General features: G+C 61.0%; 14 protein-coding genes. 3 read left to right on the plus strand and 11 right to left on the minus strand.

Features of this window, described 5'->3' with window-relative positions; translation table 11 throughout:
- Positions 1-26: 26 nt before the first annotated feature.
- The 5 genes from FIV03_RS12575 to uxaC form a co-directional block, all read right to left on the minus strand.
- Entirely contained in the window at positions 27-344 is a 318-nt protein-coding gene (locus tag FIV03_RS12575; RefSeq protein WP_062487450.1) for a cupin domain-containing protein, read from the minus strand.
- A 10-nt stretch (positions 345-354) separates the two neighbouring features.
- Positions 355-1,635 (minus strand): TRAP transporter large permease, encoded by a 1,281-nt coding sequence (locus FIV03_RS12580; protein WP_055656087.1) that lies wholly within the window; start codon positions 1,633-1,635, stop codon positions 355-357.
- Between the two features lies 1 nt (position 1,636).
- A complete protein-coding gene (locus FIV03_RS12585; protein ID WP_088665314.1) occupies positions 1,637-2,134 on the minus strand; it encodes a TRAP transporter small permease in 498 nt (165 codons plus the stop codon).
- A gap of 152 nt (positions 2,135-2,286) precedes the next feature.
- Positions 2,287-3,267 carry a TRAP transporter substrate-binding protein gene (locus FIV03_RS12590; protein WP_023003254.1) on the minus strand — a complete coding sequence of 327 codons (981 nt, stop codon included), beginning with the start codon at positions 3,265-3,267 and terminating at the stop codon, positions 2,287-2,289.
- 23 nt (positions 3,268-3,290) lie between these two features.
- Positions 3,291-4,733, minus strand: a complete 1,443-nt coding sequence (gene uxaC / locus FIV03_RS12595) for a glucuronate isomerase (RefSeq protein WP_152509771.1) — start codon at positions 4,731-4,733, stop codon at positions 3,291-3,293.
- 92 nt (positions 4,734-4,825) lie between these two features.
- Between uxaC and FIV03_RS12600 the strand changes: the two genes are divergently transcribed.
- From FIV03_RS12600 to FIV03_RS12610, 3 genes are all read left to right on the plus strand, one after another.
- Positions 4,826-5,518, plus strand: a complete 693-nt coding sequence (locus FIV03_RS12600) for a GntR family transcriptional regulator (protein ID WP_055656081.1) — start codon at positions 4,826-4,828, stop codon at positions 5,516-5,518.
- A 2-nt stretch (positions 5,519-5,520) separates the two neighbouring features.
- The gene (locus FIV03_RS12605) at positions 5,521-6,459 is read left to right on the plus strand and encodes a sugar kinase (protein WP_209009964.1); all 939 of its coding nucleotides are present in this window, start codon (positions 5,521-5,523) and stop codon (positions 6,457-6,459) included.
- A gap of 171 nt (positions 6,460-6,630) precedes the next feature.
- Entirely contained in the window at positions 6,631-7,293 is a 663-nt protein-coding gene (locus tag FIV03_RS12610) for a L,D-transpeptidase (RefSeq protein WP_152509773.1), read from the plus strand.
- Positions 7,294-7,689: 396 nt separating this feature from the next.
- Here FIV03_RS12610 and hpaI read toward each other — a convergent pair whose 3' ends face one another.
- The 6 genes from hpaI to hpaD (FIV03_RS12640) are packed head-to-tail and all read right to left on the minus strand — an operon-like array spanning position 7,690 to position 13,447.
- Positions 7,690-8,478 carry a 4-hydroxy-2-oxoheptanedioate aldolase gene (gene hpaI / locus FIV03_RS12615; RefSeq protein ID WP_152509774.1) on the minus strand — a complete coding sequence of 263 codons (789 nt, stop codon included), beginning with the start codon at positions 8,476-8,478 and terminating at the stop codon, positions 7,690-7,692.
- Between the two features lie 11 nt (positions 8,479-8,489).
- Positions 8,490-9,296 (minus strand): 2-oxo-hept-4-ene-1,7-dioate hydratase, encoded by an 807-nt coding sequence (gene hpaH / locus FIV03_RS12620; protein WP_209009965.1) that lies wholly within the window; start codon positions 9,294-9,296, stop codon positions 8,490-8,492.
- Complete coding sequence (locus FIV03_RS12625; RefSeq protein ID WP_152509775.1) at positions 9,293-10,147, minus strand: fumarylacetoacetate hydrolase family protein; 855 nt, start codon at positions 10,145-10,147, stop codon at positions 9,293-9,295. The genes hpaH and FIV03_RS12625 overlap by 4 nt, the downstream gene beginning before the upstream one ends.
- Positions 10,144-11,562 (minus strand): pyridoxal-dependent decarboxylase, encoded by a 1,419-nt coding sequence (locus FIV03_RS12630; RefSeq protein ID WP_152509776.1) that lies wholly within the window; start codon positions 11,560-11,562, stop codon positions 10,144-10,146. Before FIV03_RS12630 ends, FIV03_RS12625 begins: the two co-directional genes overlap by 4 nt.
- A gap of 29 nt (positions 11,563-11,591) precedes the next feature.
- Positions 11,592-12,572, minus strand: coding sequence for a 3,4-dihydroxyphenylacetate 2,3-dioxygenase (gene hpaD / locus FIV03_RS12635; RefSeq protein WP_152509777.1), 981 nt, complete (start codon positions 12,570-12,572; stop codon positions 11,592-11,594).
- 20 nt (positions 12,573-12,592) lie between these two features.
- Positions 12,593-13,447 (minus strand): 3,4-dihydroxyphenylacetate 2,3-dioxygenase, encoded by an 855-nt coding sequence (gene hpaD / locus FIV03_RS12640; protein WP_152509778.1) that lies wholly within the window; start codon positions 13,445-13,447, stop codon positions 12,593-12,595.
- Positions 13,448-13,449 lie beyond the last annotated feature (2 nt).

Here is a 13,449-nt window from a genome sequence, read left to right on the forward strand (position 1 = left end):
GCAAAGTCCTTGGGTGCAGGCGGTGTTCAAAGAAAGTCGTCGCGGCGCGGCGTGAAGGTATCGACCAGTGTTCCCGGTTCCAGGCACACGCACCCGTGCAGGGCGTTGGAGGGGATGACGAAGCTGTCGCCGGGACTGACGTCGAAGGTCTCGCCGTCGATGGTGAAGCGGAAACGGCCGCTTTCGACATAGGTCGATTGTACGTGTGGATGATTGTGCAGCTTGCCTTCCGCGCCTTCCTGCTGGAAGCGGAAGGCGACGACCATCAGGTCGGGACTGTCGGACAGCACCTGCCGGCGGATGCCCGGATCGGCGGTCACTTCGGGAAAGGTTTTCACGAACATTGGTTTTGCCTCAATGGAACAGGGATGGCAGCCACAGCGACAGGGACGGGATGTAGGTCACCAGGAGCAATGTGAAGATGGCGGCACCGTAGAATGGCCAGATCGTCCTGATCGCATCCCAGACCGATATCCGGCCAACGGCGCAGCCGACAAAGAGCACTGTGCCGACCGGGGGCGTGCACAGGCCGATACCGAGGTTGAGGACCAGGATGACACCGAAATGGACCGGGTCGACCCCGAAAGCGGTGGCAACCGGCAGGAAGATCGGCGTGGTGATGACGATCAGCGGCGACATGTCCATGAAGGTGCCGAGGAAGAGCAGCACGATGTTGATCATCAGCAGGATGATCAGCGGGTTCTCGGAAATGCCCTTCATGAATGCCACCAGTTCCGCGGGGATGCGCAGGAAGGCCAGCAGCCAGCCGAAAGAAGCCGCACAGCCGATGACCAGCAGAACCATGGCGGTGGTGCGCACTGCGGCTTTCGTCGCGGCGACGAATTCCGGCCAATGCATGGTGCGGTAGGCAAGCGTGGTCACCAGCAGCGCGTAGACGGCCGCGATGCAGGAGCTTTCGGAAGCCGTAAATACGCCGGAGCGCACGCCGCCGAAGATGATGCCGATCAACAGCAGGCCCGGAATGGCGTTGATGAACATTGCACCAAGAGCCGACAGGCCGGGAAAGCGTTCCGTCGGATAACCGGCGCGGCGGGCAACGAACCAGGCAGTGACCATCAGCGAAACTGCAAGCAGGAGGCCCGGCAGGATGCCCGCGGTGAACAGGTCGGCGATGGAAAGACGCCCGCCAGCCGAGATCGAATAGATGATCATGTTGTGCGAGGGCGGCAGCATCAGCGCAATGATCGAGGAGACCACGGTGACGTTGACACCATATTCGACCGAATAGCCCTTTTCCTTCATCTGCGGGATCATCAGGCCGCCGATGGCGGTTGCATCCGCCGCGGCGGAGCCGGAGATGCCGCCGAAGAGCACGGAGGCGGTGATGTTTACCTGACCGAGACCGCCGCGCATATGCCCGACCACGGCCCCGGCGAGCGCCACCAGCCTTCGGGCAATGTCGCCGCGCACCATCAGTTCGCCGGCAAAAATGAAGAAGGGGATCGCCATCAGCGCGAAAACGGAGACACCCGAGTTCAGGCGCTGGAAGACGACGACGGGCGGCAGGCCCATGTAGAGCACGGTGGCCAGTGACGCTGCGCCCAGGCAGAAGGCAACGGGTGTGCCGATCAGGAGCAGGACCGTGAATGTGCCGAAGAGGATTACGGGTTCCATATCAAGCAGCCTCTTCGATGGGATCTTCGCCGAAGCGTGCGGTCGGCAGACCGGCTGCGCGACGCATCAGGCGTTCGATGGAAAAGAGAAAAACCAGGCAACCGCCGCCAACGAGCGGCAGGAAATCAACCGCGCCTGAAACGCCGAGCGACGGCAGTTTTACATCCCAGGCCGACAGCGCCAGTTCCGCGCCGTACCAGGCCATGCCCGCGCCAAAGGCGGCGACCACGGCATCGGAGATGCTGTAAAGCACCAGTTTGGCTCCCTGCGGCAGAAAGTAGAGCAGGACGTCGAAACTGAGATGGTAACCTTCACGGATGCCGACGGCGGCGCCCAGGAAGATGAACCAGCCCATCAGGATGACGGAAGCAGGTTCCGACCAGACGAGACTGTCGTTCATGACGTAGCGCATGAAGACCTGCGCCGTGATGAACACGGTCATGAGAATGAGGCCGCCTCCGGCAAGCCAGAGCGCTGCCGTGGAGACATGGCGCAACATCTGCGCGGTGAACTTGAGATGAGGCTGCACGTCGAGATCCTGAAGCAGGGAACCGGGTCAAGGCGGATCCTGAAAAACGGCCAGCAGCCAGCCGGGCCGTTCCGCGGTCGATGGACCGCGAAACAGCTTTGCCGGCTGCGGGCTTGCGAAGATCAGTCGGTCGCGCGGATGCGGGCGACGAGATCCTTCAGATTTTCGGAGGTCACGTGCTTCTCGTAGACGCTGTCCATGGCTGCCATGAACGGCTCCTTGTCGATTTCCGTGACGACTTCGACACCGGCAGCGCGGACTTTTTCTTCAGACGCCTTTTCGCGGGCCTGCCACTGTTCGCGCATGAAGGGGACCGAGTCCTTTGCAGCCTGGCGGACGGCTGCCTGGTCTTCCGGAGACAGATTGTCCCAGGACTTCTTCGACATCACCAGCACTTCCGGCACGATCAGGTGTTCGTCCAGAGTGTAGTAGCCAGCAACTTCGAAGTGACCGGAAGATTCGTAGGACGGCCAGTTGTTTTCCGCACCGTCGATAACGCCGGTCTGGATGGACGAATAGACTTCGCCATAGGGCATCGGCGTCGCGTTGGCACCGAGCGCCGACATCATGTCGACGAAGATGTCGGACTGCATGACGCGAACCTTCATGCCTTCAAGATCTTCAATCGATTTGATCGGTTTGACCTTGTTGTAGAAGCTGCGCGAGCCGCCGTCGTAAAAGGCAAGGCCGACATAGCCGTGCGGTTCGAACGCCGCCAGGATCTCGTCACCAATCGGACCGTCCATCACTGTGTGCATGTGATCGACGCCCTTGAAGATGTAAGGCAGTGAGACAACCTTGGTTTCCTCGACCAGGTTGTTGAACGGGCCCATGGAGACGCGGTTCAGGTCGATGACGCCGAACTTGGTCTGTTCGATGGTGTCCTTTTCCTCGCCAAGCTGCGCGGAATGGAACACTTCGACACAGATGCGGCCATCAGTGCGCTCTTCCAGCAGCTTGCCCATCTGCTTGACGGCCTCCACCGTCGGATAGCCGTCCGGATGGGTGTCGGACGATTTCAGTGTCACTTCGCATGCAAGCGATGCGGATGTGAGCGCGGCGGTGGCCAGAAGCGATGCCGCAAGGGTCTTCAATACTTTCATAGTCTCCTCCCGAAATTGGCTCGTCAGAGCCGATAGGCCTGCTTGGCAAGCCTGTAAGTGAGGTCGTGAGCGACCTCATATGCCTCGTCCTCGTCCAGCCTCCCGGATGTCACGAGCGATGCGAGGTAAGCGCAATCGACACGGCGGGCCACATCGTGGCGGGCCGGAATCGAGCAGAAGGCGCGGGTGTCGTCGTTGAAACCGACTGTGTTGTAGAAACCCGCGGTTTCCGTGGTCAGTTCCCGGTAGCGGCGCATGCCTTCCGGGCTGTCGTAGAACCACCAGGCCGGACCGAGCTTGAGCGTCGGATAGACGCCGGCAAGCGGGGCCAATTCACGAGAATAGGCCGTTTCGTCCAGCGTGAAGAGAATGATCGAAAGGTCCTTTTCCAGACCGACCACGTCCAGCAGCGGCTTGAGCGCCTTGACGTAGCTGGTCTGGGTTGGGATGTCGAAACCCTTGTCCCGGCCATGAGCTGCCATGATGCCGGACGAATGATTGCGGTAGCTGCCTGGATGAATCTGCAGAACCAGCCCGTCCTCGAGGCTCATTCGTGCCATTTCCGTCAGCATATGGCCGCGGAATGCGTCGGCTTCCGCTGGTGAGCAATTGCCTTTCAGGGCCTTCTGGAACAGGGCTTCAGCATCCGCAGCCGGCAGGTTCTCGGTGCGTGCGGTGGCGTGACCATGATCGGACGACGTTGCGCCGAAGGACTTGAAATAGGCCCGGCGCACCCGGTGGGCATTGAGGTAACCCTGCCAGCTTGTGGTGTCTTCACCGGCGAGTTCGCCGAATTTTTCGACGTTGGTGCCAAATCCCTCGAACTCCGGGTCGACAACCGCATCGGGGCGATAAGCCGTGACGACCCGTCCTTTCCAGCCGCTGTCCCGGATCTGTCGGTGCCATTTCAGGTCGTCCAGCGGTGATTCCGTGGTTGCGATCACCTCGATGTTGAAGCGTTCGAACAGCGCACGCGGCCGGAATTCCGGGCGGCTCAGGCAATCGGCAATGTGGTCGTAGGCTTCATCCGCGGTTTTGGCGGAGATCCGTTTGGTCCAGCCGAAGACTTCCTGGAAGGAATGCTCCAGCCACATGCGTGAAGGTGTGGCCCGGAAAAGATGAAAGTTCTCGGCAAAGGTTCGCCAGATCTTGCGGCTGTCGGTCTCGCTCAAGCCGCCGTCGATGCGCGGTACACCCAGTTGGCTGAGGTCGATCCCTTGCGAGAACAGCATGCGGAAGACGTAGTGATCGGGAACGATGAACAGCTGCGCGGGATCGGGGAAAGCTTCGTTTTCGGCATACCAGCGCGGATCCGTGTGTCCGTGCGGGCTGACGATCGGCAGATCCTTGACGGTGGCATAGAGCTCCGTCGCGATCTTGCGCGAGGTCGCATCGGCGGGAAACAGGCGGTGCGGGTCAAGGCCCTGTTCCGAAATATCCGGTGCATCCGCTCTTTCCAGTGACATTCGTTTCTCCCGTGGCGCCTTTGGGCAGGCTGATGTTGCTACTAGTAAACTGATATGCTAGTTGAGTAGACGAGTCAACGGAGACAACGCTGATGTCAGAAAGTAGCGCCCTGAAGGTGCTCGAGCCGATCAAGATCCCGACCGTCGCAGATACGGTGTTCGAGGAATTGCACCAGCAGATCCTGTCACTGGACCTGGCGCCGGGCACGCGCATGTCGGAAGCGGAAGTGGCCAAGGCCTTCGGCGTGTCTCGCCAACCCGTGCGCGATGCCTTCTACCGGCTGTCGCAACTCGGGTTCCTTTTGATCCGGCCTCAACGGGCAACGGTTATCTCCAAGATCTCGGAAGTTGCGGTGCTGAAGGCCAAGTTCGTGCGGACGGCGCTGGAAGTTGCCTGCATGCGGGCCGCCATCGAAGTGATCACGGACGCACAGATCGACGATCTGGACGAGCTGCTTGCACAGCAGCAGGCGGCGGTGGATGCGAACGAACGCCAGTTGTTTCACACGCTTGACGATACGTTTCACCGGAGGATCTGTGAAATCTCGGGCCACGACTATGTCTGGGCGCTGATCCGCGAGCAGAAAGCGCATATGGACCGGGTGCGGTTCCTGTCGCTGGCGTCCGGCGCGCAAGTCGCACTGGACGACCATTTCCGTATCATGTCGGCCATTCGCAGGCGGGACGGCAAACTGGCCGAATCCATGCTGACCGAACACCTGGGCCGGATTGCCACCATTCTCGGCCGCATCCGCGCCGAGAACCTGGACCATTTCGAGGAATGAGTATGCCGATGCGGTTTCTCGCCATCGGCGAATGCATGGTCGAGTTTTCACCGACACCGTCAGGAACCTACGCCGTCGGCTTTGCCGGCGACACGTTCAACACGGCCTGGTACGCGCGCCAGCTGACGGACACCGAAAAGCTGGATGTCGGGTACCTGAGTGCTGTCGGCGATGACGCACTTTCCGGACAACTGACGGATTTCATCGAAGCTGCAGGAATCAGGCCCCTGATGGCCACGGTGCCAGGTGCTGCGCCGGGCATGTACATGATCTTCCTCAGCGAAGGCGAACGAAGCTTTCAGTACTGGCGCTCGCAGTCCGCGGCCCGGCATCTTGCCGACGATCTCACAACACTGGAGACAGCCGGGGAAGGGGACCTGCTCTATTTTTCCGGTATCACCGTGGCCATTCTTGCCGAAACGGCCCGGGACCGGCTGCTAGCCGCCCTGCAGGCGGCTGCCGGGCGCGGCGCGGAAATCGTCTTCGACCCGAACCTGCGGCCGCGCCTGTGGCCGGCCAGTGACGAAATGTGCCGCTGGACGATGAAGGCGGCCAGCGTCGCCGGCATCGTGCTGCCGTCGTTTGAAGATGAAGCCAGCCATTTCAAGGATACCGACGAAGCGGCGACCGCGGCGCGCTATCTCGCCAATGGGGCGAGGCTGGTCGTGGTCAAGAACGGGGCGGGGCCGATCCTTGTGCGCGGGGCCGATGGCGACAGTTTTCAGTATCAGCCGGAACCGGCAAGCACGGTCGTCGACACGACGGCAGCAGGCGACAGTTTCAATGCGGCGTTCCTGGTCGAATACATGGAACGGGCAAGAACGCGTGAGGCCGTTCGTGCGGGCTGTGCCCTTGCCGCGCATGTGATCGGCAGCCGTGGAGCGCTGGTGCCTGTCACAAGAATGGACCTGATTGCCTGCCGCAACAGGTTGAGCGCCTGATTGTTTGCGTAACCTAACGGCAGAAAAGCCCCAATTTTAATCAACTGTTTACCATAAATATGTTGCTTTCGCTCCTGGATCGCGTGATGTGTCTTTAGAATTTTCTGATCCGGTCAGAACCGTATTATTGCAAGTTTGACGGTTCGAGCACGCCGCTGAAAGGACGCGAATATGGCTTCCACGATGAGCCGACGCACATTTGTTGCTGCAATACCCCTGCTGCTGGCAGCCTGCCAGAGCCAGCAGAGTTCAACCGTGCAGGCGGGGTTGACCCCGCTGGCTGACGGGACACCGGATTATGCGACGGCCTATGCCGCCAGAACCGATGGCGGGTTTTCGATACCGGCGATCCAGTATCAGAAGTTCGACCCGAAATATCTGCGCCAGGTGGTGTTCTATCCGAGCAAGTATCCATCCGGCACAATCGTTGTCGATCCCGGTAGCAAGTATCTCTACCTGATCCAGCCCGGTGGTCGTGCCATCCGCTATGGCATCGGTGTCGGTCGCGCCGGCTTTGCCTGGAACGGTGAAGCGGAAATCCGCTTCAAGCGCGAGTGGCCGAAATGGTTTCCGCCGGACGAGATGATCGAACGGGATCCGAAACTGGCAAAATATCGTGACGGGCAGGACGGCGGTCCGAGCAATCCGATCGGCGCGCGCGGGCTGTATCTGTGGCAGGGCAACAAGGATACGCTCTACCGCATCCACAGCACCAACCAGCCCTCCAGCATCGGTACCAATGCTTCCAGCGGCTGTATCCGCATGTGGCATCAGGACATCATCGATCTCTACAACCGCGTCGATGTCGGCGCCAAGGTGGTTGTGCTGGGCTAGGTTTTCGGCACGATCCCACGACGGCCTCATGTTTGAAGAGCCGCCAGGTCCCCTCAGATGGACTGGCGGCTCTTTTTCGTTCACGCGGCCCATCCTTCGAGACAGCGCTTCGCGCTTCCTCAGGATGAGGGGGCAGTTTGGGTTAAGCAGCTTTCCGGGTTGGTCAGTCCGATAGCGTGATCTGTCTGGCGTGGTGATCTGGATTCTGTGCAGGCAGACAGTCTGTTATCCAGCCGACCAAGGACATTTCAATCCACAGCCCTACAGCCTCATCCTGAGGAGGGCCAACCGGCCCGTCTCGAAGGATGGGCACCTTGTTCCGGAGTTACCAGTTTTCCGGCCCCGCCTCGCTTTGCATATGGACGGGACCCTACGGGGAGGCAGTGCCCGCAAGTGTCACCCTTCGACCGATCCAAGAAGCTCTTTTGCCTGCCGGGCAGCGCCGCGGATGGCCGCGGCATAGAGGGTGACGTCGATCGACGTGGCAACGAAGGTTGCGCCGAGCTCCAGACAGGTGCGGGCGAAATCCAGATTGGTGGTCAGGATACCCGGTGCCTTGCCGGCAGCCTTGATGCGTTTCATGGCGTCGAGGATCGCGGCAACGACTTCAGGATGCATCGGGTCACCGAGGTGGCCCATATCGGCGGCCAGATCCGAGGGCCCTATGAAGACACCATCAACGCCGTCGACCGACAGGATGCCGTCGAGGTCTGCCAGGCCAGCGCGGTTTTCCACCTGAATCAGCAGGCAGATCTCACCGTCGGCAGTCGCCAGGTAGTCGGGAATGGCGGAAAAGCCGGACGCGCGGGCAAGCGCGGATCCAACGCCGCGCACACCGACCGGCGGATAACGTACGGCACTGACGAGCTCTTCTGCCTGCGCCTTGCTTTCCACCATCGGGACCAGCAGCGATTGCGCACCGGCATCCAGGAACTGCTTGATCATCCAGGTCTCGCCGATGGGTACCCGCACGACCGGCTTGCTGGTGGAGGCCTCGACCACTTTCAGCTGCGCCATCATGGATCTGAGGTCGTTGGGCGCGTGTTCGCAATCGATCAACAGCCAGTCGAAGCCGGCACTCGCGGTAATCTCCGCCGTGTAGGCATCGGCAAGCCCGACCCAGCAGCCCATCTGCGGCTGACCGGAATTCAAGGCGGCTTTGAAGGCGTTTTGAGGCGCTGGCATGGTATTCCCTATTAGGCGAAGGAGCAGGATACAGACCCGAACGGGCCGAAGTCGGCGTGGACCTTCGAACCGGACGGGCATTCCACCGGCCGGATGAAGGATCCGGACAGAATAATCTGTCCGGCTTCGATTGTCTGTCCGTAATCGGCCATGCGGCGCGCCAGCCAAACGACGCTCTCGACCGGATCGTTGAGGACGCCCGCACCAAGACCGGTCTCCTCCACTTCACCGTTCCTGGTGACGATGGCGCCGGCCCAACGCAGGTCGAATGCGCCGGGATCATGCTTTTCGTTGCCCAGAACCAGGCCGGCATTGGCGGCGTTATCGGCGATGGTGTCGAAGATCTTGCGAGCCTGTCCCGTCTCCGGATCGACGCGCTGGATGCGTGTATCGAGAATCTCCAGGCTCGGGCACACGTGATCCGTCGCCACAAGTACATCCTCGCGCGTGACGTTGGCGCCACCGAGAGAGGCCTTCATGACAAAGGCAATTTCCGCTTCGATGCGCGGCTGGATGAACCGACCCCTGGAGACAGTGGCTCCGGTTTCAAACAGCATGTCGTCGAAGAGGACACCACTGTCCGGAATGTCGATCTTGAGCGCGTCCTGCATGGCTTTCGACGTCAGGCCGATCTTCCAGCCGATGGTCTTGCGGCCTTCGGCAAGCTTCGCCCGGGCAAGTTCTTTCTGGATTGCATAGGCCCCGTCCATGTCGAGGTTCGGATGGCGCAGGGTGAGAAGACCGATCTGCTCGAGCGTCTTTTCCGCGTTCAGGAGATCATTTGCGGCTTTGGAGATGTCTGCTTCGCTCAGGCTCATTTTTCGTCCTCCACCCCGTTCCGCAAGATGCCGATGCCATCGACCTCGATCTCGACCACGTCACCGGGTTTAAGATAGCGGGGAGGGTCGAACCGGGCGCCGGCACCTGTCGGCGTGCCGGTGACGATGATGTCGCCGGGCTGAAGTGTCATGAAAGTCGAGATGTAGGCGATTTCCTCACGGATCGGGAATGTCATGCGCTTCAGGTAGTCATCCTGGCGCAGCTCTCCGTTGACGCGGGTCTGAATGCGGGCCTCATCCAGTTGCTCGGCCTTTTCGAAAGGCACGAGCCAGGGGCCGATAGAACCGGAGCGGTCCCAGTTCTTGCCCTGGGTGACGTTGAATTTCGCGTGCCGGACCCAGTCGCGGATGGTGCCTTCGTTGCACAGGGTCAGGGCGCAGATATGGTCGTAGGCATCTTCCGCCTTGATGCGCCTGCCGGTCTTGCCGATGACGATGGCCACTTCGCCCTCGTAATCGAGCGTGTGGTTTTCGGGCGGCCGGATCAGCGGCCTGTCGTGGCCGGTGAACCCGCTGGCAAACCGCGGGAACAAGGACATGTATTTCGGTTGAGTGCTGCCGTCCTTGTACTCCGCATTGCGGTCGGGAAAGTTGACGCCGACACACAGGATCCGCGGCGCGTTCGGCAGCACCATTTCATATGCGAACTCGGAATGCGTAACCGGCTTGTCCTTTGCGGCAGTGACAAGGTCCTGCAGACCGCCGGCGCGGATGGCGTCGTAAAGCGTGGGCCACTGCGGAAAGTCCGGCGACAGGGCAATCATGCCGGTATCCGTGACGGCTCCGTAAAATTCCTGTCCGTCGGCGCTGTAGGTTGCGAGCCGGGTCATGCGGTCTCCATGTTTCTGGCAATTTCGGTAATGACGTCGAAGGCAAAGGCGACGTCTTCCTGTGTGCAGTCGAACTGCCCGACCTGGAAACGGACGACCTTGGCACCATCCAGCAGGGTCTGGGTCAGGTAGATCCGGCCATCGTCGTTGATGGTATCGACGAGGCGCTGGTTGAGCGTGTCGAGGTCCCTTGCACCTTCAGGGGCAAAGCGAAAGCTGAACAGGGAAAGGATGGGCTCGGAGGTGATTTCGAAATCCGGTTCTGCGCGCAAACGCTCGGCAAGAGCGGCCGACCAGTCGACATGGTTGCGCAGACGCCCTCGCAGGCCTTCCAAACCGTAGGAGCGCATGAGGAACCAGAGCTTCAACGCCCGGAAACGGCGGCCGAGTGGAACGGACCATTCGGAATAATTGACGATCCCGTCGTGGCCGTGGGTTTTCAGATATTCCGGCCGGATCGCCAAAGTGCGCACAAGGTCTTCCGGATCGCGGACGAAATGGGCGGAACAATCGAACTGGGCACCAAGCCATTTGTGCGGGTTGAAGACCATGGAATCGACGCCGTCGACGCCTTCCCAGAGCTCGCGGTACTCGGGGACGATCATCGCCGCACCTGCCCAGGCCGCATCAAGATGCACATAGAGACCGAAGTCCTTTGAGACGGTGACGACCGCTCCAACATCATCCGACGCACCAACGCCGGTGCCGCCGGTACAGGCGATGATGCCGGCCGGCCGGAAACCTGCCGCAAGATCGGCTTCGATGGCTGCGCGCAGGGCCTGCGGATCCATGGACCGGCGCGGACCGTTTACCGGGATACGCACCAGATTGTCCTGGCCGATGCCGGAGATCCAGATGGCCCTGTCGATGGAGGTGTGGACCTCGTTGGAGGAATAGACCCGCAGGCGCGGTTGCCCGCTGAGGCCGGCCTTGTTGCCATCCCAGGAAAGGGCGCGCTCGCGCATGGTCAGGACGGCGGCGAGAGTTGCGGTGGAGGCGCTGTCCTGGATCACTCCGGTAAAGGACCCGGGCAGACCGACGGCCTGGCGCAGCCAGTCCATCATCCTGGTTTCCATCTCGGTTGCCGCCGGAGAGGTCTGCCACAGCATGCACTGCGCCGCCATGGCGGTAACGAGATATTCCGCCAGCATTGACGGTGGAGATGCATTGGCGGGGAAATAGGCAAAGAAGCGCGGGTGCTGCCAATGGGTCATGCCCGGCAGAACGATCTTCTCGAAGTCCTCGAAGATCTTCTCCATCTCCTCGGCAAGTTCGGGAGGTGCCTCGGGGAGGGCGTTGAGGATTTCACCCGGCTTCACCTGGGCGCGGACAGGCCGCTGCCGCAGGGTCTGGTGATAGTCTGCGGCCCAGTCGGCCACCCTCCGGCCCCAGCCGGCAAAGTCAGTCCAGTTCATCGCATTCTTCCAACCGTTGTCTGTTTCACCTATGGCGCAACAATCGGTTGTGCGGCAAGGCTGGGGGCCTGAACTTCGGTTCCTTCGAACAGGGATCCTTCCTCGAACCAGCTCTTGGGAGCCGGCGCGCCCCAAAGGGTCTGCCGCTGCGGATCCTTCAGGTCCCACCTGATCGGTTCCAGATCCGGATCGACCGTCTGGTAGTCCGAGCAGTAGATCTCGATCCGGTGGCCGTCCGGGTCTCGAATATAGAGAAAGAAGGCGTTGGAAATGCCGTGTCGGCCCGGGCCGCGCTCGATATTGGATACCCAGCCAGTGGTTGCCATCAGGTCGAGCAGGTCGATGATATTGAGCGGGGTCGGCACCCAGAATGCCGTGTGGTGGAGGCGCGGGCCCTTGCCGTTGGTGAAGGCAATGTCGTGGACACCGCCCTTGCGGTGGGTCCAGGCGGCCCACAGACGGCCGGTTGCCTCGTCTTCTGTATATTCGGTCACCCGGAAGCCAAGCTCGTTGTAGAAGGCAACGGAGGCATCGACGTCCGGCGAGAAGCAGTTGAAGTGGTCGATGCGGAGCGGCTTTACGCCCTTGTAGAGCGCGTATTTCTGATGGATCGGCGGCAGGCGGTCCATCTTGGCGTAGAACTCCAGCGGAATGCCGTGCGGATCGCGGGTCCGGAATGTGCGCGACTGATAGGGCCGCTCGACCCAGTCGACCGGCAATCCCTTGCCCTTGAAGAAATGCGCGGCCTTGTCGAGGTTTTCCTCGTCGAACACCTTGAAGCCGAGATCACGGGCAGCGGCGTCCGCCGATTTGCGCAGGACAAGGCAATGGTGGCCGCGTTCTTCCATGGCGCGCAGATAGATCGCCTCATCGGATTCGTCCGTGACCTGAAGGCCGAGCGTGTCGACATAGAAGGCCCGGCTCTTGGCCAGATCCTTGACGCCCAGTTCCACATGGCTGAGCCGGATGATGTTGAAGGGTGGATAGAGATTGGGGGCCGGAATGGGCATGGAAGGCTCCTGCGATAAACCTATTGGACCGGGAAGATGACGTTGGTCTGTCCGGTACCGGAACTGGGGAAATAGTCGGTCACGACCTCGCATTCGGCGGTGTAGCTGTCCCAGCCGAGCGCGCCGTAGAGCATGGCGGTGTCGTGCATGGAGCCTTCGCCGCAACAATGGTCGGCATATTCCGGCAGCATCTTCAGGAAGGTGGCATGATCGCCCCTCCGCCACATGTCGAGGACATGCAGATCGACCTGCCGGTTGAACTCGGACGAGATGGTGAAAGTGCCGTTGTTGGCGGCATAGTCCTTGTTGGCCCAGATCTTGTGAGACAGGGATCCCGACGCAAGCAGCAGCACCTTCTCGTCACTGGCTTCGACTGCCGCCCGGATCGCCTCGCCGACGATACGGCTCTCGTCATGGCCGTGCACCGTGCACCAGGCGGCGACCGACACGACCTTCATGTCGTGTTCCCGGCTCATGAACCGCATCGGCACCAGCGTGCCGTATTCAAGTTCCAGGCTGTCGAGATGATGGGCGAGCGTGAAAGCGCCGCGCTCGGTTGCCTCTCTTGCGATGGCATCGCCCATCTCCGGGTTGCCCTCGTAGGCATAAGGCAGGTTCTGGATGAAATGCGGAAATTCGTTCGAGGTGAACAGGCCCTCGAACCGCTTGTTGGCATTGATGTGAAAGCCTGCGTTGATCACCCAATGCGTGTCGCAGACGATCGCCGTCGTCGCGCCAAGCGCTTTTGCCCGGCGCGCGATTTCGTAATGACCGTTGATGGCCGGCTGACGCTTGCCCTCCACAGGTCCGGGCTGTTCCGACATCAGCATGGTCGGCACATGCGTGACCTTGGCCGCGAGAACGATTTCTCCCATAG

It is taken from the genome of Labrenzia sp. THAF187b (assembly GCF_009363375.1).
In the GTDB taxonomy this organism is placed as follows: Bacteria; Pseudomonadota; Alphaproteobacteria; order Rhizobiales; family Stappiaceae; genus Roseibium; species Roseibium algicola.